19 protein-coding genes and 1 pseudogene are annotated in these 21,057 nt (G+C 55.4%); 2 read left to right on the top strand and 18 right to left on the bottom strand.

Annotated features, from left to right (window positions below):
* Positions 1-25: 25 nt before the first annotated feature.
* On the bottom strand, positions 26-523 hold the full coding sequence (locus tag MIH19_RS12475; protein WP_249005194.1) for an Lrp/AsnC family transcriptional regulator: 498 nt from the start codon (positions 521-523) through the stop codon (positions 26-28).
* A gap of 145 nt (positions 524-668) precedes the next feature.
* Here MIH19_RS12475 and leuA point away from each other — a divergent pair, with 145 nt between their 5' ends.
* Entirely contained in the window at positions 669-2,363 is a 1,695-nt protein-coding gene (leuA, locus tag MIH19_RS12470) for a 2-isopropylmalate synthase (RefSeq protein WP_249005193.1), read from the top strand.
* A gap of 84 nt (positions 2,364-2,447) precedes the next feature.
* Here the strand turns inward: leuA and MIH19_RS12465 are convergent, their stop codons facing one another.
* On the bottom strand, positions 2,448-2,657 hold the full coding sequence (locus MIH19_RS12465; RefSeq protein WP_007352080.1) for a cold shock domain-containing protein: 210 nt from the start codon (positions 2,655-2,657) through the stop codon (positions 2,448-2,450).
* Between the two features lie 140 nt (positions 2,658-2,797).
* Complete coding sequence (locus tag MIH19_RS12460; protein WP_249005192.1) at positions 2,798-4,675, bottom strand: propionyl-CoA synthetase; 1,878 nt, start codon at positions 4,673-4,675, stop codon at positions 2,798-2,800.
* A 273-nt stretch (positions 4,676-4,948) separates the two neighbouring features.
* On the opposite strand from MIH19_RS12460, the pseudogene MIH19_RS12455 reads away from it, so the two are divergent.
* A pseudogene (locus MIH19_RS12455) lies at positions 4,949-5,224 on the top strand (transposase); the annotation flags it as partial.
* Between the two features lie 333 nt (positions 5,225-5,557).
* Here the strand turns inward: MIH19_RS12455 and MIH19_RS12450 are convergent.
* From MIH19_RS12450 to tssI, 15 genes are all read right to left on the bottom strand, one after another.
* A complete protein-coding gene (locus MIH19_RS12450) occupies positions 5,558-6,577 on the bottom strand; it encodes a hypothetical protein (RefSeq protein WP_249005191.1) in 1,020 nt (339 codons plus the stop codon).
* Entirely contained in the window at positions 6,561-6,908 is a 348-nt protein-coding gene (locus MIH19_RS12445) for a hypothetical protein (RefSeq protein WP_249005190.1), read from the bottom strand. The genes MIH19_RS12450 and MIH19_RS12445 overlap by 17 nt, the downstream gene beginning before the upstream one ends.
* A 93-nt stretch (positions 6,909-7,001) precedes the next feature.
* Positions 7,002-8,486 carry a hypothetical protein gene (locus MIH19_RS12440; RefSeq protein WP_249005189.1) on the bottom strand — a complete coding sequence of 495 codons (1,485 nt, stop codon included), beginning with the start codon at positions 8,484-8,486 and terminating at the stop codon, positions 7,002-7,004.
* 15 nt (positions 8,487-8,501) lie between these two features.
* Complete coding sequence (locus MIH19_RS12435; protein WP_249005188.1) at positions 8,502-9,512, bottom strand: hypothetical protein; 1,011 nt, start codon at positions 9,510-9,512, stop codon at positions 8,502-8,504.
* Positions 9,496-9,684 carry a hypothetical protein gene (locus MIH19_RS12430; RefSeq protein WP_249005187.1) on the bottom strand — a complete coding sequence of 63 codons (189 nt, stop codon included), beginning with the start codon at positions 9,682-9,684 and terminating at the stop codon, positions 9,496-9,498. The genes MIH19_RS12435 and MIH19_RS12430 overlap by 17 nt, the downstream gene beginning before the upstream one ends.
* A 280-nt stretch (positions 9,685-9,964) precedes the next feature.
* On the bottom strand, positions 9,965-10,981 hold the full coding sequence (locus tag MIH19_RS12425) for a hypothetical protein (RefSeq protein WP_249005186.1): 1,017 nt from the start codon (positions 10,979-10,981) through the stop codon (positions 9,965-9,967).
* Positions 10,978-11,157 (bottom strand): hypothetical protein, encoded by a 180-nt coding sequence (locus MIH19_RS12420; RefSeq protein WP_249005185.1) that lies wholly within the window; start codon positions 11,155-11,157, stop codon positions 10,978-10,980. Before MIH19_RS12420 ends, MIH19_RS12425 begins: the two co-directional genes overlap by 4 nt.
* Positions 11,148-12,164, bottom strand: a complete 1,017-nt coding sequence (locus tag MIH19_RS12415; RefSeq protein WP_249005184.1) for a hypothetical protein — start codon at positions 12,162-12,164, stop codon at positions 11,148-11,150. Before MIH19_RS12415 ends, MIH19_RS12420 begins: the two co-directional genes overlap by 10 nt.
* Complete coding sequence (locus MIH19_RS12410; RefSeq protein ID WP_249005183.1) at positions 12,161-12,340, bottom strand: hypothetical protein; 180 nt, start codon at positions 12,338-12,340, stop codon at positions 12,161-12,163. The genes MIH19_RS12415 and MIH19_RS12410 overlap by 4 nt, the downstream gene beginning before the upstream one ends.
* A complete protein-coding gene (locus tag MIH19_RS12405) occupies positions 12,331-13,353 on the bottom strand; it encodes a hypothetical protein (protein WP_249005182.1) in 1,023 nt (340 codons plus the stop codon). The genes MIH19_RS12410 and MIH19_RS12405 overlap by 10 nt, the downstream gene beginning before the upstream one ends.
* Positions 13,350-13,529, bottom strand: coding sequence for a hypothetical protein (locus MIH19_RS12400; RefSeq protein ID WP_249005181.1), 180 nt, complete (start codon positions 13,527-13,529; stop codon positions 13,350-13,352). The genes MIH19_RS12405 and MIH19_RS12400 overlap by 4 nt, the downstream gene beginning before the upstream one ends.
* Positions 13,520-14,542: a hypothetical protein gene (locus MIH19_RS12395; protein WP_249005180.1), complete on the bottom strand. Its 1,023-nt coding sequence runs from the start codon at positions 14,540-14,542 to the stop codon at positions 13,520-13,522. The genes MIH19_RS12400 and MIH19_RS12395 overlap by 10 nt, the downstream gene beginning before the upstream one ends.
* Positions 14,539-18,144, bottom strand: a complete 3,606-nt coding sequence (locus MIH19_RS12390) for a hypothetical protein (protein WP_249005179.1) — start codon at positions 18,142-18,144, stop codon at positions 14,539-14,541. The genes MIH19_RS12395 and MIH19_RS12390 overlap by 4 nt, the downstream gene beginning before the upstream one ends.
* 32 nt (positions 18,145-18,176) lie before the next feature.
* Positions 18,177-18,710 (bottom strand): DUF4123 domain-containing protein, encoded by a 534-nt coding sequence (locus MIH19_RS12385; protein ID WP_249005178.1) that lies wholly within the window; start codon positions 18,708-18,710, stop codon positions 18,177-18,179.
* An 18-nt stretch (positions 18,711-18,728) separates the two neighbouring features.
* Positions 18,729-20,966, bottom strand: coding sequence for a type VI secretion system tip protein TssI/VgrG (gene tssI, locus MIH19_RS12380; RefSeq protein WP_249005177.1), 2,238 nt, complete (start codon positions 20,964-20,966; stop codon positions 18,729-18,731).
* Positions 20,967-21,057: the final 91 nt, after the last annotated feature.

The following is a 21,057-nucleotide window of genomic DNA, read 5'->3' as shown; positions in this document are numbered from 1 at the left end:
CAGGTACAGACACCGGCCGGGCATTTCACGACAAGTAACCTAAGGGCAGGGCCGTGTTATCCAGAACCCGGCGCAGCACAAAGCTTGAATGCACGCCGCTCACCCCGGCAATACGGGTTATCTGGTTCAGCAGAAAGTGATGGTAATGGTCCATATCCGGCACCACCACTTTGAGCATGTAGTCCGCATCGTGGCCGGTAATCAGGTAGCACTCCAGCACCTCCGGATAGGCGCTGACGGCCTCCTCAAACGCCGCAAAACGTTCCGGTGTGTGCTGGTCCATGCCGATCAGAATGATGGCGGTGAGCGCCAGCCCGAGTTTTTTGTGATTAAGAATGGTTGCCGTGCGCACGATCACGCCGCTTTGCTCCAGCGCACGCACCCGGCGCAGGCAGGGCGACGGCGACAGCCCGACTTTGTCGGCCAGCTGTTGGTTAGTGAGCGAGCCGTCTTTTTGCAGATGGTCCAGAATTTTTCGGTCGGTCTTGTCCAGTGCGATCAGGGTTTCGGATTTATTAAGCATATTCTGCCACTAACCTCATCTTTCGCAATATTTAATAGCTTTATAGTCCGGTTTATAGCCTTCATTAGCAATCACCTGCGGCGACTTTTTGTGTAATATTGTGTTCTGTAATCGGCAGTCTGCATCCGCAAAAGGAAACCATTGTATGGCTTTTGATCATCGTAAGTACGCCTCCTTCAAGCCCATTGCCAAAACCAACCGGCGCTGGCCCGATCGTGTGATTGAGCGCGCGCCCACTTGGTGCGCGGTTGATTTGCGGGATGGCAACCAGGCTCTGGTCAAACCTATGTCGGTCAGCCAGAAACAGCGGATGTTTGATTTGCTGGTAAAGCTGGGCTTCAAGGAAATCGAGATCGGTTTTCCCGCAGCCAGTCAGCCGGACTTTGATTTCTGCCGCAAGCTGATCGAAGAAGGGCGTATTCCTGACGATGTAAAGATTCAGGTGCTGACCCAGGCGCGGCCGACGCTGATCAAGCGCACTTACGAAGCACTGGAAGGCGCCAAAAAAGCCATTGTGCACGTTTATAACTCCACTTCCACCGTGCAGCGTCAGCAGGTGTTCGGATTAGACCGTGATGGCATCCGTGATATTGCAGTAGAAGGCGCGCGTTTGGTGAAGGAGCTGGCCGCCGGTTACCCGAACACCGAATGGACCTTTCAGTATTCGCCGGAGAGCTTTACCGGCACCGAGCTGGATTTTGCCGCTGAAGTCATCGATGCAGTGACCGAAGTGTGGCGCCCGGACCAAGGTCAGCCGGTCATTATTAACCTGCCTGCCACGGTAGAGATGGCCACGCCCAACGTATTTGCCGATCAGATTGAGTGGATTTGCGATACTATCCAGCGCCGCGAGCATCTGAGCATCAGCGTGCACACGCACAATGACCGGGGTTGTGGCGTCGCCGCAGCCGAACTGGCGGTCATGGCGGGCGCTGATCGGGTGGAAGGAACGCTGATGGGGAACGGCGAACGCACCGGTAATATGGATCTGGTGACCATGGCGATGAACCTGTATTCGCAGGGGATTGACCCAACCCTGGATTTGTCCGGCATGGCTGACATTACCGAGGTGGTTGAAGCCTGCACCGAAATTTCGACCCATCCACGCCACCCCTACGCCGGCGAGCTGGTATTCACCGCGTTTTCTGGCAGCCATCAGGACGCTATCCGCAAATGTCTGGCCCAGCGTAAAGAAGGCGATGCCTGGAATGTGGCCTATCTGCCGATTGATCCGTTCGACCTGGGCCGTCGCTATGACGAGGTGGTGCGCATCAATAGCCAGTCTGGCAAGGGCGGCGTGGCTTTTGTGCTGGAGCGGGATTACAACATCAGCTTGCCCCGTTGGCTGCAAATTGAATTCAGCAAAGTGGTGCAGCGTGAAGCGGAAAACAACGGCGGCGAGATCGATTCGATGAGCATTCACCGCCTGTTTGAAGCTCGCTACCTTGCCGTGCCGGCAGACTGGGCATTGCGCACTTACGATCTTCATCGCAACGAAGAGGGCGTGCGCGCAGATTTGGTAATAGGCAATGAAAATAAACCGGTAACGTTACAAGGCTATGGGTCCGGGGCGGTGGAAGCCGTGGCAGCGGCGCTGGCCCAGCGTTTTTCCATTACCCTGGCGGTAGAGGCTTACGACGAGTTCGCCTTGGGTGCAGGCACTTCGGCCAATGCCATGGCGTGTATTCGTTTGCAGGCTAACGGCCAGACGTGCAGCGCAGCAGCCCTGGCGGAAGACACCACGTCGGCGACCTTGCAGGCGTTATTGAATGCGGTGGCCCAAGTTGTGCCCGGTGTTCACGCTAGCGCAAAAGCGGCCGATAAGGCGTTAAGCGTCTGATCTTAACATTAGCCATAAAAAACGGGCCGGTGAATCATCGGCCCGTTTTTCTGACTGGTCACGTTTCATCAGCGACAGCCCATATCAAACAGGCGTTACGTTCTCTGCCTGCGGGCCTTTAGGGCCGTCGGTTACAGTAAACTGTACTTTCTGGCCTTCAGCCAGGGTGCGAAAACCGTCTGCGTTGATGGCGCTGAAGTGAACGAATACGTCACTGCCGTCTTCCTGGGCGATAAAGCCAAAGCCTTTTGCTTCGTTGAACCACTTCACGTGGCCCGTTGTGGTCTCAGACATCGATCTTTCCTGTATTTCACATGAGCTCCTATACACGGAGCTTTTTCTGATTTTCCCCGGTAGGGGTTTTGGTACTGCCATTGCAGTATAGACCCGACGAAGGCGCCGTCAACGCCCTTTCGGGCGCTGTTTTGGAATATTTACCGAGGCCGGAACTGGTCGCTGATTTCTTCCAGAATGGACGGGTCATCGATGGTGCTTGGCACACTGTAGGCTTCGCCGTCTGCAATCTGTCGTATAACTCGGCGCAGAATCTTGCCAGAGCGTGTTTTTGGCAAACGTTCAACCACCATAGCTCGCTTAAAACAGGCAATGGCACCAATTTTTTCACGCATCATTTCTACCAGTTCATCTTCCAGTTCGTCATGGTCAATGGTGGCGCCGTCTTTAATCAGCACCAGCCCGATCGGAATCTGGCCTTTCATTTCGTCATGAACACCTACCACGCAGCATTCGGCCACAGCTGGATGAGACGACACCACTTCTTCCATTTCACCGGTAGATAGCCGGTGGCCGGCTACGTTAATCACGTCGTCGGTGCGGCCCATAACGAAAATATAACCGTCTTCATCTTCAAAACCGCCATCACCGGTGCTGTAAAAGCCGGGAATAGCGTCGAGATAACTCTCACGGAAACGCTTGTCATCACCCCAAACGGTTTGCAGACAGCCCGGTGGCAGTGGCAGTTTTATCGCGATCTGGCCCTGTTCACCCGCCGGCATTTGGTTCCCGCGTAAATCGACAATCTGAACATCGTAGCCGGGGGACGGCATAGTGGCGGAACCGGGCTTAGTGGTCATCATTTCGATACCGGCGGGGTTGCCGCAAATGGCCCAGCCGGTCTCGGTTTGCCACCAGTGGTCGAGCACGGGCAAATGAGTATGCTCACGGAGCCAGTCGTAGGTGGCCGGGTCCAGGCGCTCGCCGGCCAGATAAATCCGCTTCAGCGAGCTGATGTCGTATTTCTTTAAAAAATTTGCCTCAGGATCTTCTTTGCGCACCGCGCGAAAAGCGGTTGGGGCGGTAAATAGAATATTGACCTTGTGATCCTGGATCACGCGCCAGAAACCGCCTGCGTCGGGGGTGCGAACCGGTTTGCCTTCATACAGTACGGTTGTGCAGCCGGCAAACAGGGGCGCATAAACAATGTAGCTGTGACCCACCACCCAGCCCACATCCGATGCGGTCCAGAACACATCACCGGGGCTGGCGTCGTAGACCAGCTTCATGCTGTATTTAAGGGCCACGGCGTGGCCGCCGTTGTCCCGCACCACACCTTTGGGTTTACCGGTGGTGCCGGAGGTGTAAAGAATGTACAGCGGATCGGTCGATTTGACGGCGACCGGGGCAGCTGGCTCGGCATCGCGAACAAGTTCGTTCCAATCCACATCTCTCGGGCTTTGCAGGCTGGCCAGTGCTTCCGGGCGCTGATACACAACACACAGCTCAGGTTTATGTTTAGCCTGTTCCAGAGCCTTATCCACCAATGGTTTGTAGAAAATCACCTTGCTGACTTCGATGCCGCAAGATGCGGTAATGAGTGCCTTGGGCGTTGCATCGTCAATGCGAACGGCCAGCTCGTGGGCCGCAAAGCCGCCAAACACCACCGAATGAACCGCGCCAATACGAGCACAGCCCAGCATCGCAATCACCGCCTGAGGGATCATCGGCATATAAATAACGACGCGGTCGCCCTTTTCGATGCCGCGGGCCTTCAGGGCGCCGGCAAAACGCGCGACTTCATCTGTCAGCTGATTGTAGGTATAGCTTTGCTGGGTATTGGTTACCGGTGAGTCGTAAATCAGTGCGGTTTGTTCACCACGGCCAGCGCGAAGGTTGGCGTCCAGAGCAATGTCACTGGTGTTCAGCTCGCCATCGGTAAACCAGTCACCGTGGCCATTGTCTTTAGCCTGCCAGATGGTGTGCGGAAATTTAATCCATTCGATGTCGGCGGCTTTTTCACGCCAGAAATCGTCCGGTTTGCTGATCGAGCGTGTAAATTCTGCGTTGTAAATCATTAACTCCACCTCACCGTGTCAGTGTTTATTCTTAGTGTGCTTGTAAACCACTTTAGGCCGTTTCGGTTACGCAACCAGTAGACCATGGGCGTAGATTTGTGGGCGCGGGCCTGAATAAAGCAATCACATGACGAAATGAGGTGTTTTTGAGCAGTGTTTTTAATCATTGCCAGGGGCTGTTAACAATTGCTCGTAAGCCTTTGAAAGATAAAAGCTGGTTTGTATAATGAAGTTCCAAAACAGCAATCATACGAGCCTGCAATGCCCAGATACATGCTCACAGAGGAGCTGTGGTCCAAGTTGAAAGAAATATTGCTTCAATTCAGCCTCTATGACAAGGCAGGCCTGCGCAGGACAGTCGAAGGTATTCTGTTCAGAATACGCACTGGCATACCATGGAGAAATCTGCCAGAGCATTTCGGCAAGTGGAATTCCATCTACAAGGCGTTCAATCACTGGTCGAAAAAAGGCATCTGGAAAAAGCTCTTTAGTGGGCTGACAACCGACTCGGACCTGAAGTGGGTCTTCATTGATGGCCGCTATGTACGTCTCTTGCGGGTTGTTGGCCAGGTGGGGACAGGCATCGTCCTGTTCCAGTCCGAAAGGACCACGTTTCAGCCAGTCTACCAGGGGCGGGTCGTCCAGCACTATTGGCAATAACCCGGCCCCGATAGCCAGGGTAGCACCGGCCACTACCCAGCCCCAGGGACCCAAGCCCAGCAGTATGGGAGCGATTCCCGCTTCGGTCATTTTGGCCATCATCAGACCGCCCATTAGCATCATGCCGCCACCGACGGCTGAGGTCCCGTAAGCTGCGGCGGCGTCCATATCACCGGTATCCCACTCATGGGCCATGTCCTTTCTCATCAGACAAATTTTGGATCACGCCATCGTCGCTTCATTCAGATTCGGCACGCTGTATTGCATCTGATCTTCCAGTGAATCCCACGGGAAACTGCGAATTTTTTCCATGTGGACGGGATAACCTTCTTTTTCCCACCACTCCAGATCCAGCGTGGCCCAATAGTCAGCGGGGCGTTCGCGTTTGCCGGCCCCGTCGTGCTGGACTGTTGTGGGATCGAGGTGGCGGTATGGTTCGAGGGCCGGGATGTCTGGCAGGGGTTGGCTGACGTCCATGTAGCGTTGAAGCTCGTCCCATTCAGCGTAGAGCTCTGCCCGATTCGAACTTCCCACGGTCGCTACCACTGTCTGTTTCCCCGTATAACGGTGGCGCAGCTGTAGCTTATAACTCACCGGGCCTTTGGGCTGAATATGGTAAGAAATGTAGGGGTCGAATTCAATAAATGGGGCTTTGAACGTCTCCTCTCGCCAGGTGCGGAATTTGATCATGCCGGTGGTGCGGAAATAGCCGCAGCCTAAGTCTGTGATGATGAAATCGAGATTGCGTTCGAGAACCCAGGTGAAGGGGTAGCGGAAGAAAAAATGGAGCAACAATATGACAGCGGCAATGTTGAATGTGTCGATAAATCCGTTTAAACCGAATCTGAATGATACGATTATCGCTGTTAACGCGACCAGCAAGATCATCCACTTAAGCATTCCATAGTCAGCAAAAGATCCCGCCAGCAACAAAAGTAATTGCCAACGGGTTTTTATCAAATCTTTGGGACTGACACTATGCGTCCACGCCGGACCAGCGAGTTTTTTGGGGCCTTTACCCGCTGCTCGCTCCTTAAAGGTTTCCACAGAGCTCGGGCCCAGGCTGTTATCCAATCCCGAGTAAGCCGCCCACGGCAACCGCTCAATAAGGTCACCACCCTCCAGCGCTTTAATAGCGCCCCCCGGATCTTCCAGAGGCTTCTGACGCGGGATATCCGTCGAGCGAAAGGCCGAGCTCGAATATTCGCTAATTGTTTCTGACTGACTAGCGTTGCCACTCAACGTCCAGATCCTCCATTTTATGCTCGACTTCCTGTGACTCGTAGCTTTGCGTATCGCGCTGCCAGACATCGACGGTGAAGTTCAGGGAAAGACTTTTCACTTTGTAGTGGGTTTCCACGAGCTCATTAAAACCTTGGGGCATCATCTCCGCTAACTGTGACTGGCCGATCATGAAATCGATAGCATGACGCTTGTCGTCGAAATCTTCTTGAATTCCCTTAAGCAGTGTTCCCGACTTCGCACCGATAAACTCTTTTCGCAACTCCCCTGCGGGGTTCCGTCCGAACACGCGATAACGCGCCTGACGCCAGGACAGCTCCAGTTTAGTCACCGAAGGCTCACCTGTGATCGCCAGCGCTGGGCTGGCGAATGTGAGAACGCTCTCGGCTTCATCCTTCCAACTCTTTAGACCGCGACTATCGAGTCACTTCATCATGTCATTGTCTGAGATACGCTTGAACGACACTGGCGTCATCGCTTTAACCAATGCAATGTAGGCTTCCGATTCGGAGTTAAGCTTCGCTGTTTGCTTGTCCCGATCACCAGAGAATGGACCTGCCCGGAGCCACTCGCTAACCGCATCGTCCATCATTCGGTAATAGGCCGCTTCACCAACCACGTAAATGGCAAAACCCAGAGCCGTTACCCAGCCGGAAGCAACCGTCCCTGCCCAGCCGGCGGCAGCCGGGATGATCCGTCCGAGAGCTACCTGCGCCGCCTGGACAGACGTTCGCTCAACAACGCGACGAGTGGTAGGTGTCAATAAACGCGCTGCGATAATATCAGAGCTGACCATGGTCGCCACGCCACTGGCCTTGGTAAGTTGGGCAAAGCCGGTGCCCCATCGTCCATTGACGAAAGAGACAACAGAATCATTGACCATCAGGGCGGTCGTGAACATACCAGCGACCCAGCCCAACGCCTGAAGTTTGTTGCGAACAATTTCTTCTGCCATTTCCTCAGCCACGTTGACCTTGTTTGTCATTGCAGTAAACCACTTGGCTTCCTCCTTTCCTTTGGCAATCCAAGGGACGAGCCATCCGGGATGCTTAGGCAACAACGTTACAAGTTGGGCTGAGCTAATGCCCAAATCTGCAAAAGCACTAATAAACCTGGCAACACTTTTTATTTCGAGTCGAAGAGCCTGTGCTTGAACACAAAAATTCCAAAAATCGAACACTACCAATAACGCCGGCAATCCATCCGGCCGAACCGTGGCCTGATGTAGCAAACTCTTAACCGACGGGTGTTTCACCACCCCATTAAACGCATCGGCATCGGCCACTTTCAGACTGGCCGCTACTACCGCCCCAGACGTCAGCGTATTGCCCTGCTCATCGAGTACGTCGAGCACAATGTAAGTACGCCCCTCGTCGGCACCTTCCAACTGCAGGGTAGTTTTGCCGGGGATTGCGGTTTCGGAAAAGCCTTCAAACGCACCTTTTATACGGTTGATGTCAGCCGTAAACACGGCGCCACGTTGTGTCAGTTCAGTTTGAATCCTCGTCAGCCACCACTGGGAAATTTCACCGGCGACACTGGAGAAGGCGTATGCCGCAGAGCGTGCCTGCATTGTTCTCGCCTCGCTGTCCGGTGCCCGAATCTGTTCCTGATGATCCGCCATGCTGCGTAGCACATTGGGTTCCAACACGCGCATGTCCTGGCTGCGGTCTTCCAGTGCTTCAACCATAAATTTCAGATTAGACACGGTCGCACTGCCAACCCGGCATTCGCTCGCGGTGTTTTGGAACGGCAATAGCATCGCACCCAGGGGATGTTCGCCTTTGGCAATCATCAATGCCATTGCAGCCGCTTCGTCATCACCGTTTGCATGAGAGTCCTGCTGCAGCATCAGTGGGTCGGCGCGATACTGGCACGAGGCATGGACCGATCTCGTTTTCTTTCTCATTCGACCACTTTTAGATCAAGCCATCGTCGCTTCATTCAAATTCGGCACGCTGTACTGCATCTGGTCTTCCAGCGAGTCCCACGGGAAGTTGCGGATCTTTTCTATGTGGGCGGGGTAGCCTTCTTTTTCCCACCACTCCAGATCCAGCGTGGCCCAATAGTCAGCCGGGCGTTCGCGTTTGCCTGCGGCGTCGTACGCGGCTGTTGTCGGATCGAGATGACGATAAGGTTCTAGGGCCGGGATATCCGGCAAGGGTTGGTTGACGTCCATGTATCGCTGCAACTCATCCCAGTGGGCGTAGAGTTCTACTTTCTGCGTGCTGTGCACCTCGGCCACTGCCGTTTGCCAGCCGCTGTATCGGTGGCGAAGTTGTAACTTGTAACTGAAGGGGCCCTTGGGCTGAACGTGATAGGAAATATAAGGGTCAAACTCGATAAACGGCGCTTCAAAGGTTTCTTCGCGCCAGGTGCGGAATTTGACCATGCCGGTGGGACGGAAGAAGCCGCAGCCCAGGTCTTTGACGATGAAGTCGGGGTTACGCTCGAGGAACCAGGTGAAGGGGTAGCGGCAGAAGAGATGGAGTCCAACCATCCAAGCGCCTACTTCAAAGAATGAAGCGAACGCAGTCCAACCATCCAAAAATCCAACGATCATCGCTGCCAAAAAATTGCACGCGAAAAAAAAGCCAAAAATCGAGTAATCCGCGAAAGCTCCAGCAAGCATTAATAGAAGCTGCCAACGTGTTTTAATTAGATCTTTAGGTTTTTTCTTGTGGGTCCACGCACGACCCTCTGGCAATCGACTGCCGCTTTGAGTTTGATGAGCCTCTGCATATTTAGGGCGCTCGTGTATATTTAACTTGCTGTAGCGCCCCCAAGCCAACCTTTCTATCAGGTCGCTCCCTTCAAGCAACTTCACAAAGCCATCTGGGCTCTCCAAAGCATGTTGTTTCGGAATATTAGCTGAACGAAAAGCCGTTTCACGGTATTCGCTCATCATATCTAACTGATTATCGCTGCCACTCAACGTCCAGATGCTCCATTATGTGAGTCACTTCCTGGCCCTCGTATTGCTCTGCGTCTCGCTGCCATACATCAACCGTAAAAGTCAGCGAAAGACTTTTCACCCGGTAACGGGTTTTGACACGCTCGTAGTCCGATTGCGGCGTAAAGTCTGACAACTGCGACTTGCCAATCATGAAGTTGATTGACTGGCGTTGCTCGTCGTAGTCATTTTCAATGCCCTGACGGATGGTGCCCGATTTTCTGGCAATGGTTTCAGTACGCCAGCCTCCGGCCGGGCTCGGGCTTCCGCTTGAACGATACCGGCGTCATGGTCTTCACTCGCGCAAATTCTTAAAATAAATCTGCCCCGGTTTTTTCGAATTGCGAGTGGAACCTGGAAGGTGACCGGGCCTTGCAGTTCCGGCGCGGGGAACACCAGGTTGCGATCGATGTGGCCGCTGGGTAGGGGCTGGACTAGCGCCATGAGTGATTGGCCAGGTCGGTCCGGTTTTCGCGTTTGAAAGCTTCGTAGTCATCTTCGCTCATATTTCGCCAGTATAAGGGATCTCGCCCCTTCTTCTCGTCCTGGGCGCGGGTGGTGAGGTCCAAGTGGCGGTAGGCTTCGAACAGGGGAATATCCGGCAGCGACTTGGTTACGTCCATGTACTGGCGAATCAGGTCCCAGTAGGCCAACACGTCTTCGCGGTTGGTGGTGGCGGCGAGAAGTTGGTTCATGGGCAGGGCCCATTCCTGAGTCTTGTGGACCAGCACCAGCCGGTACCAGATATTGCCCTGATGATCCGGCAGGCTCAGCAGGTAGCCGTCCCATTCATGGAAAGGGGCCTGCGCCCGGATTTCTCCGGACTGACCTTCTTTTTCCGGGTTTTTGAACAAGGTCACCATGCCGGTGCGGCGGTTGAGCTCCCAGAGAGGGCCTTTGAGTTCCTGGTAGACCACTTTGGGGTATTTTTTCTCGAGGAAGCGGCCGATACCCCAGCAGAGGAGCATGGGTAGGAAAACATAGGCCAAAAACGGAAAAATTCCGTCCCAGAAGAACTCATGAAAAGTCACATGATCCGGTTCTTGAGTCCAACCAAAGGCGATGACCAGCAAAAAAATTGGAAACAACCAGGTGAACAGCAACCGCCCCCCATGCTGCATCCACAGCAGCGCCCAGCTTATCTTGGGCAGGGTGGCGTAGCGCAGGCATTCTTCATCCAGGCGACCATGATAGGTGTGCCGCTCCTCCAGTTCAGTGATGCCCTTTCGCTTTTCGATTTCTTCATATTCTCTTAAGCGCTGAGGGTGCCAAGTGTCTAGAAATCCAGGAGGAATCAGGCCGGACAACTTTCCCTCGGACAAGGGCGATCCCATGGTCCAGCTCTTGCGGAACAACGTGCTCTGTTGGCTGGTCTCTGTCGGTTCCGGGGCTTTGCGGTTGCTACGGTAGGCGGTGGGCGCGTAGCCGAAGTCATCCTGAACGGCAGTCATGTGCCTTCCTCCGCTTTATGGGTCTGCTCATCCGCCCAGAAAAGCTGATCGGTTTCACTGAAGTCTGGTTCGCCGTGTGCCGCCAGATCGAAGGTGGCCGGGTCGTGCAGTTCCGGCGCGGGAAACACCAGGTTGCGATCGATGTGGCCGCTGGGTAGGGGCTGGACTAGCGCCATGAGTGATTGGCCAGGTCGGTCCGGTTTTCGCGTTTGAAAGCTTCGTAGTCATCTTCGCTCATATTTCGCCAGTATAAGGGATCTCGACCCTTCTTCTCGTCTTGGGCGCGGGTGGTGAGGTCCAAGTGGCGGTAGGCTTCGAACAGGGGGATATCCGGCAGCGACTTGGTCACGTCCATGTACTGGCGAATCAGGTCCCAGTAGGCCAACACGTCTTCGCGGTTGGTGGTGGCGGCGAGAAGTTGGTTCATGGGCAAGGCCCATTCCTGAGTCTTGTGGACCAGCACCAGCCGGTACCAGATATTGCCCTGATGATCCGGCAGGCTCAGCAGGTAGCCGTCCCATTCATGGAAAGGGGCCTGCGCCCGGATTTCTCCGGACTGACCTTCTTTTCCCGGGTTTTTGAACAAGGTCACCATGCCGGTGCGGCGGTTGAGTTCCCAGAGAGGGCCTTTGGGTTCCTGGTAGACCACTTTTGGGTATTTTTTCTCGAGGAAGCGGCCGATACCCCAGCAGAGAAGCATGGGTAGGAAAAAATAAGTCACGAAAGGGAAAATGCCATCCCAGAAATACATTTGAAAATTCATGTATTTTGGCACTTGGGTCCAACCGAATACGATTACCAGTAAAAAAGTCGGAAATAACCAAGTAAACAGTATACGTCCACCATGCTGCATCCACAGCAGCGCCCAGCTTATCTTGGGCAGGGTGGCGTAGCGCAGGCATTCTTCATCCAGGCGACCATGATAGGTGTGCCGCTCCTCCAGTTCAGTGATGCCCTTTCGCTTTTCGATTTCTTCAGATTCTCTTAAGTGCTGAGGGTCCCAAGTGTTTAGAAATCCAGGAGGAATCAGGCCGGACAACTTTCCCTCGGACAAGGGCGATCCCATGGTCCAACTTTTGCGGAACAACGTGCTCTGCTGGCTGGTCTCTGCCAGCTTCGAGGCTTTGCGGTTGCTGCGATAGGCCGTGGGCGCGTAGCCGGAATCATCCAAGACGGCAGTCATGTGCCTTCCTCCGCTTTATGGGTCTGCTCATCCGCCCAGAAAAGCTGGCCGGTCTCAGTGAAATCTGGTTCGCCGTGTGCGGCCAGATCGAAGGTGGCCGGGTCGTGCAGTTCCGGCGCGGGGAACACCAGGTTGCGATCGATGTGGCCGCTGGGTAGGGGCTGAACTAACGCCATGAGTGATTGCCCAGATCGGTCCGGTTTTTACGCTTGAAGGCGTCGTAGTCTTCTTCGTTCATATTTCGCCAATATAAGGGATCTCGCCCCTTCTTTTCGTCTTGGGCGCAGGTGGTGAGGTCCAAGTGGCGGTAGGCTTCGAACAGGGGAATATCCGGCAGCGACTTGGTTACGTCCATGTACTGGCGGATCAGGTCCCAGTAGGCCAGCACGTCTTCGCGGTTGGTGGTGGCGGCGAGAAGTTGGTTCATGGGCAAGGCCCATTCCTGAGTCTTGTGGACCAGCACCAGCCGGTACCAGATATTGCCCTGATGATCCGGCAGGCTCAGCAGGTAGCCGTCCCATTCATGAAAAGGGGCCTGCGCCCGGATTTCTCCGGACTGGCCGTCCTTTTCCGGATTTTCGAACAAAGTCACCATGCCGGTGCGGCGATTGAGCTCCCAGAGAGGGCCTTTGGGTTCCTGGTAGACCACTTTTGGGTATTTTCTCTCTAGGAAGCGGCCGATGCCCCAGCAGAGAAGCATAGGCAGGAAAAAATAGGCTAGGAAAGGGAAAATTCCATCCCAAAAAAAACGCGTAAAGCTCTCAATTTTCGACAACTGGGCCCATAGGAGCGCCATGGAAATAGCAAAGACTGGCAGCAACCAAGTGAACAATATCCGCCCCCCATGCTGCATCCACAGAAGCGCCCAGCTTATTCTGGGCAGGGTGGCGTAGCGTATGCTGTCGCCATTAATCCATCCAACCGGGTTAAACGGCTCTCCTCCGGCCTCTGCCTCAGCTTTGAAGCAATGAAGGCTCTCCTCATCTTCCCTGACCTCCTTGGGTCCCCAAGTCTTGAGAAAATTCGGGGGGTACACGCCGGACAGCTTTCCCTTGGGCAACGGCGACCCCATGGTCCAGCTTTTGCGGAACAATGTGCTCTGTTGGCTGGGCTCTGCCGGTTCCGGGGTTTTGCGGTTGCTGCGGTAGGCGGTGGGCGCGTAGCCGAAGTCATCCTGAACGGCAGTCATGTGCCTTCCCCCGCTTTATGGGTCTGCTCATCCGCCCAGAAAAGCTGATCGGTTTCACTGAAGTCTGGTTCGCCGTGTGCCGCCAGATCGAAGGTGGCCGGGTCGTGCAGTTCCGGCGCGGGAAACACCAGGTTGCGATCGATGTGGCCGCTGGGTAGGGGCTGGACTAGCGCCATGAGTGATTGGCCAGGTCGGTCCGGTTTTCGCGTTTGAAAGCTTCGTAGTCATCTTCGCTCATATTTCGCCAGTATAAGGGATCTCGCCCCTTCTTCTCGTCCTGGGCGCGGGTGGTGAGGTCCAAGTGGCGGTAGGCTTCGAACAGGGGAATATCCGGCAGCGACTTGGTTACGTCCATGTACTGGCGAATCAGGTCCCAGTAGGCCAACACGTCTTCGCGGTTGGTGGTGGCGGCGAGAAGTTGGTTCATGGGCAGGGCCCATTCCTGAGTCTTGTGGACCAGCACCAGCCGGTACCAGATATTGCCCTGATGATCCGGCAGGCTCAGCAGGTAGCCGTCCCATTCATGAAAAGGGGCCTGCGCCCGGATTTCTCCGGACTGGCCGTCTTTTTCCGGATTTTCGAACAAGGTCACCATGCCGGTGCGGCGGTTGAGCTCCCAGAGAGGGCCTTTGAGTTCCTGGTAGACCACTTTGGGGTATTTTTTCTCGAGGAAGCGGCCGATACCCCAGCAGAGGAGCATGGGTAGGAAAACATAGGCCAAAAACGGAAAAATTCCGTCCCAGAAGAACTCATGAAAAGTCACATGATCCGGTTCTTGAGTCCAACCAAAGGCGATGACCAGCAAAAAAATTGGAAACAACCAGGTGAACAGCAACCGTCCCCCATGCTGCATCCACAGCAGCGCCCAGCTAACGTTGGGAAGGGTAGCGTAGCGTATGCTGTCGCCATTGATCCATCCAACTGGGTTAAACGGCTCTCCCCCGGCCTCTGCCTCAGCTTTGAAGCAATGAAGGCTCTCCTCATCTTCCCTGACCTCCTTGGGTCCCCAAGTCTTGAGAAAATTCGGGGGGTACACGCCGGACAGCTTTCCCTTGGGCAACGGCGACCCCATGGTCCAGCTTTTGCGGAACAATGTGCTCTGTTGGCTGGGCTCTGCCGGTTCCGGGGTTTTGCGGTTGCTGCGGTAGGCCGTGGGGGCGTAGCCGGTCGGGTCGAGGGTGGCGGTCATTTGGCCTCCTCCGATTGATGGGTCTGTTCATCCGCCCAGAAAAGCTGGCCGGTCTCAGTGAAATCTGGCTCGCCGTGTGCGGCCAGATCGAAGGTGGTCGGGTCGTGCAGTTCCGGCGCGGGGAACACCAGGTTGCGTGAGGCTTGACCGTAATCCCAACTGCCGCGCCATTGGGCCCGAACCAGCACTTCGCTGGTTTTTAGGCCCTCCTGACCCCAGAAATTCTTGAAGATCTCCCGAGGCGGTAGGGCGAGGTAGTAGGCCTTGCCGTTAAGTAGGGGCTGTTCCAGCACCACCTTCGGCGGTTCCTTCAGGGTTTCCCGTTGGGTTTTTAATCCGCGTCGCGAGGGCTTGCGGGTGATCTGCACCGGGCGCATGGCAACGGTCAGGCTGGCCTCGTTTAGCATGGCGGTCAGATTATTTTCCACTTTTACCACTGTGTTGATTTTTGCAAACTCTCTGTCCTGCCGGGGATCTATGTTGTACCCCTGACCCGCCAGTCTGGCGGACATGTTGTGAGCCTTCTCGATGGTAATACGAGGCCTGGCTAACAAATCAACCAGCCTGTAGTACGTCTCTTGCGGGTTTTTGGCCAGGTGGGGATAAGCGTCGTCCTGTTCCGGTCCGAAAGGTCCACGCTTCAACCAGTCCACCAGGGGCGGGTCGTCCAGCACTACGGCTAGTAACCCGGCCCCGATAGCCAGGGTGGCACCGGCCACCACCCAACCCCAAGGCCCCAGGCCCAGCAGTATGGGAGCGATACCCGCTTCGGTCATTTTGGCCATCATCAGGCCACCCATCAGCATCATGCCGCCACCGACGGCCGAGGCCCCGTAAGCTGCAGCGGTGTCCATATCACCAGTGTCCCACTCATGGGCCATATCCAATAGCGACACCGCTATAGTGAGCCCGGCTGTAACGATTCCTCCGAGCAAACGTTTTGTCACTATTTCTGGAACTGCGCGCGCCAATGAAGGTAACGCTCGCTGGAAAACTGGATTGGTAGTCTGAAAGGCCTTTTCACTCAGCTTTGGCGATACATTGCCCCAGATTCCCAGATCTTTGCTTAATCGCTCGGCTGCTATTGTCAAAGCAAAGCCTAGATCCATGGTTGAACTGAAAATGCCCGCTGCCGCTCTCACTGAACCTTTTCTTCGGAAAGTTGCTTGGGCCAAGTTGTATTCGTTCAGAATATTATGCCCCTCGAACACCAACACAAGATATGGCACTCGTATCCGGCTAAAAAGTTCATCCCACCGTTTAAGCCTGCGCATATCCCGCTGAGCCCGGACCACCTCAGAAGTCTCAGGGGCGGCGTAAACCTGCATCCGCCGGGCTTCGGCGGTGTCGGTCAGATCGGGGATGGCGGATTTGCGGGTACTGGCCAGGGGGTTGCCGTCGGCATCCAGGTATTCTCCGTAGAAGCGCCGGTGGCCATTGGCTTTGTGGGTGTATTCCCGGTCTGCTTCTGTTAACCCCATGTCCAGGCCGGAAGCCGGATCGCGCAGCCCCAGGATAATCCAGCCCTGTGGGACGGCATTGCGGGCGACCATCTGGACACTTCCCAACAGAGCCGGGTCGCGCGCCTTGGCCATTCTTAGCAGGGGGCCGTAAAGTCGGCTGTCAAGCCTGTAAGTCTGGGATTGCAGCCGGTTGGCCAGAGCCCGGACATGCTTATCGATTCCGTCCAGGATGGCGCCAACGGCGGCCATCCATCGCTTGGATTCTGAGGACAGATCGATGGCATCGGTTTTTACCAGACCTGCCAGTGCTGCAGCGGTGAGGGTTTGCACTTCGTCCGATTGCGGTGGCTGGTCGGGTAACTGCTCCAGGTCAGCCGGCCGGCAACGACCATCGCCACACTCTGCCCGGTTCCCGCTCTCGGTGGCTGTGCTGCCCACTTCATCTAGTTGCTCCGCCGGGAACAGCATGGCGTGCAAGGGCTGATCACTGCCGTCTCCAACAATTTTCAGGACCAGATCGTTGGCGTCCCGCACCTGGGCCTCGCTGGTAGGGGCCGAGCGCGCGAGGTGATCGACACTGTTGGGGTCTATGGCCAGGACATGGAACAGATCCTGCGTGCGGGCGAAACCCTCGAGATAGTCGGCACCGGAGAGACTGAACAGGTCCGCCATGGCGACTTGATTATCGGTTTGCCGGACCAGGTCCGCCAATTGTTTCTGGGATTCGGCCAGCGCTGCCCTCGCAAGTTGGCGTTGCGCCGTCAGCAGATGGGTGTGCAAAGGGCTGAAGCGGCTAGTATCAATCTCTTCGAGGTAACGGTGCAGGGGGTTGGCCTGGCCCCCCAGTCGTTCGGGCGCCATTAACCGGTAGACTACCTGGGCGCTGTCGCTGTGGGGCTTCTGGCCGATTGCTTCCAGCAGGCTGGTCAGAAACCGTTGGGCTTCCAGTGCCTCGGTCAGGCGATGCCGTAGGTGGAACAGGCGGTCTTCCAGAATAATGCCGCTATAGCCCTTCTCCCGCGGGGCGGCAAGAGTGTCCCCAGTGGATTCCAGTGTTTGCCAGAGGGAATTTTCTTCAGTTCCGGAGGCTTCATCCATAAAGGCCGCTGCTCGCGCTGCGGGCGCTCGCCTTAAGGGAGCGTTCCGGTAACACGCGGCTTCCCATGCGTCCTCTCCAGATTCCTTGTCCGCGGCGAAAGCCTGCGCTTCTTCACGTGCTTGTCCGTAAAGGTTTTTTGCATATTGGCCGCGTAAATCATAAACGCTGCTCCACGGCTTCGGCAGAAGCTGTTCCAGGTAAGGCTCCCGAAGCCTCATTTCAGGAAGTTGTAACAAAGAAATCAGGTGACCCGGCGTCTGCCGGTCGCGTAGTTGCGAGGCGACCTCCGGCGCTGGCTCCGGCCCTTTTAACCCCTGACACCTTTCGGCCCGAGCCGAATCAGAAGCCTCAAGATAAGCAACACGCCGCGAGGACCACTGTACTTCAGAGAACGCCATCTGGAATTCGGCAAGAACAGAGCGGTTCATTTCGCTGACTGGCATCCAGATGGCCTGCTGGGGCTTCCCTATAGCTGGTCGCCGATCTTCCGTCAGGTCAGATTTCTCGCTGTCCCGGTAATCCGTCAGACGAATATCCAGAAACTCCATGGTTCTCGAATCGGAGTAGCGAACTTCCAGTTCCCGCCAGAGGTGCCCCTTTCTGAATACGTAAATAAAACCTGGGCGCACAGGTACCAAATGTTCGTTCGGGTGACCGGGCTCAGGCTCGGGATCGTGAATGAGTGTCAGGGGAACCAGCGGCAGGATACGATTCCACTGTTTTTCCATTTGCCTTTCGGTGGCGGAAACCGCTTCAAACAGCGGCACCCGCACAGGAGCGCCCTCCTCTGCATCAATATCCAGCCAAATATTCCTTGCAGGCTGGGCCTTCCAGGGCCAGACATAAAGCTGGCTGTTGCCGAGCTCCTCCCGTGAAACCTGATTCTCCAGCCACTCCTGCTGTTCGTTATCACTCTCGTCAAAGATCTGGAACGAATGACCCTCTGCGGAACGTTGCCCCATCACCTCAATGATCAACGATTCGCCTTCGCAGGCCGGGCCACAGCTTCCTGCTGTTTGGGTAGACGTGGTTTCAGACATCCTTGTGATTCCTTTCCCTTAAAACAATAAATTCATGATCCGGCGCTGGCGTCATTCAGTGCCAGCCACTGTTGCTCGTTCAGTGTCGGCATTGGTGACATGGCAATCGGCTCCGGGTTTTCATCCATTACCCAGCGCTGCTGACCGGGCTTGCCGTACCAGTATATTGCGCGATCAATGATCTCAGCGTCCGGCATTGATTTTACCGCCAGACTGCGCCAAATCTTTGGGTCGTAGAGCCGCAAAAGTCCTTTCCGATCGCCGTCAAAACACACGGTCAGCCGGGCTCTTAACCAACTGACTACAGCATCCAGACCCTGTGTAGACTCTAAAATCAAACCACTCAAACTTTCGTCTTCGAGGCCCATCAGTGCCCAGCGATATTCTGCGCTGTTCTGTACCGTTTCCAACAGAATCGGGCTTTCATCCAGGTAGTCTTGCCACTCGCTATCCGCGAACAGATAGGCCCATTGAGGATTATCGGAGATATCGTAGAGCGCCTGAAGTAACGTCTTTTTCTGCCTTGACTCCAGCACCAGATAGCGCGTGTCGGTTGAACTGACCATGGTGTACGACATCTCCATTTATACCGGCTGCGCTTTACCACACGGGCAATTGCTCAAGGGGCAAGAGCCGTCTGGCCGTTCCTGACAACGCTCCACCACCGCAGACCTGTTTATTCTTGCTTGCTTTAATCGATGGGCAACTATTGGTTTTGGTTTGGCATTCGCCCGCTGTCCAACATCCGCTAACTTAACAGGCGCCACAGCCCCACCGTTCTTCTCCACCAACCCCGGCATCTCCGGCACCTGAACCTTTTGCCCACTTCCCCCACCAGCACCACCACCAGCATTCATTTTGATAGACGCTCCGCCCATGGCGACACCGCTGGGATCAATTTTCACGAAACTACCGCCGGCTTTGAGAGTGATTTCTGCACCCGCTTCTACCACTACCTTTTGACCCGCCTTGATGTGCAACTCTGTACCGGCCTCGTTGAGCCAGGCGGTTCCGGCTTTGAGGTGCAGTGTGCCGGTGACGCTGAAGCTGTGGTCTTTGCCTGTGCGCTCTCGTTTTCCTCCGCCTATGGTTTCGTGTTCGCTGGCTTTGACGTGGCTTATCCGGATTTTCTCCACGGTCAGATGGCTGTCATTTTTGATAACTTCGGTGCGGTTGTTTTCGGTGAGCAGGTCCAGGTTTTTCTGAGCGTGAATATACACCTGTTGTTTTTCTGCTTCGTCTTCAAAGCGCACTTCGTTGCTGCCCTCGCCCTTGTGAGTCTGGGTTTTCAGGACGGTGCGGGTTTTGTATTGCGGCAGCGCGTAGGGCGGCATGCTGGTGGCGTTGTAGGTGCAGCCGGTGATGATGGGCTGATCCGGGTCGCCGTCCAGGAAGGAGACGATGACTTCGCTTCCAATTCTGGGCAGGGCCATAAAACCATATTGACCACCGGCCCAACCCTGGCTAACCCGGAGCCAGGCACTGCTGTGTTGGTTGTTCGCGCTGCTTTCGGCATTGCCGGATAGCGGCCGCCGGTCCCAGGGGAAACGGACTTTTACCCGGCCGTGTTCGTCGCAGTGGATTTCTTCACCCTCCGGGCCTGTGACGATGGCCATTTGTGGCCCGTCCATCACAGGTCGGGGAAGCGAGCGAGATTGGGGACGGATTTGAAATCCGTCCCCCTCGGGCAGATCGGAGACAGGTCGGGGACGGATTTGAAATCCGTCCCCTTGGGGTAAATCGGGGCGCCAGGTTTTATTGGCGGGTATGGCGCTGAACGCGTTGTGATAGGTGGTGGGTTCGGCGCCAGCTTCTTGCTCTAATGCCTGAGGCTGTTTGCCGGTATGGGTGACGCTGGTTAGCAGCCAGTCGCGGTTCATGCTCTCGTGATTGTGATTGGTGAGCTTCACTTTCGCACCGCAGGTGAAATCTGGCCGGTTGCTGGCACCCGTGGCGGTGTTGGCGTCATTTCGAAGCGCATCCAGGCGCGCTTGGGTAAAACGCTTGCCGCTGGCGTCGGCTTTGAATCGGCCGGGGTAGTCGAAGTGTTGGTAATCCTGGCGTTGGTTTTCGAGGGCCGCATGGTGTTCATGCATCATGGCGTAAGCCGGATTTTTGAAGGTGTAGTCTTTCATCACCACGGCCGAGGCTTTTACGCGTTCTTCGGAGCACAAGCGAAATACGGCGGGTTGCTGGCTGCTACCACCCGCTTTGGCGTTGTATTCTGCGGCGTCCAATCTTGGGCCGTCACCGTGATGGTCTGCAAAAATAACCGTGGGCTGCCGGCTGGCGTCTACACTGCCGTGACCGTAGCGGTAATGCCAACCTTCTTCCGCCGCCAGGCGTTGGATAAAGGCCAGATCACTCTCCCGGTGCTGAACGCAGTATTCCCGAACGTCGCCACGGCACTTCAGTTGAAACGCTACAGCGGATATTCCGCGTTCTTGCAGAAGCGCGCTGGCAATGGACTCTGTGGTCTGGCCCTGAAAAATACGACTGTTGTACATCAACTCAAGGCGCCACAGAGGCGACTGCAGCACGATTTCATAGTGGGTGCGGTGGTGGCCGCTGTCACAAATGACAAAGTCGCTGACCACGCCGGTAAAGCGCCGCAGTGGCTCGCTGTTTTGCCATATTACCAGGTCAACCGATTGTTCCAGAACATCGCTGGCATCGATATCACAATCGGTGCTGGCCAATTGCAGGCGGCCATAGCACAGCTGTGACAGGCTTTCTGTTAGTTCGAAGGCAACAACGGAAAATACTTCAGAGGGAAACTCACCGACTTGTGCGGTGAACTGCAGTCCATTTGCCTTGAGCATATCTTCAATCCTTGAAGGTATGTGTTTGAATAATGATACTCTATTTTGGTTAGGCTGCGCTGTCGAGCGTGTCGCAAATCATGTACATGGG

This window comes from Marinobacter sp. M1C (genome assembly GCF_023314135.1).
In the GTDB taxonomy this organism is placed as follows: domain Bacteria; phylum Pseudomonadota; class Gammaproteobacteria; order Pseudomonadales; family Oleiphilaceae; genus Marinobacter.
The sequence above is the reverse complement of the archived record's forward strand: the minus strand, read 5'-3'. Positions and strand labels throughout refer to the sequence as shown.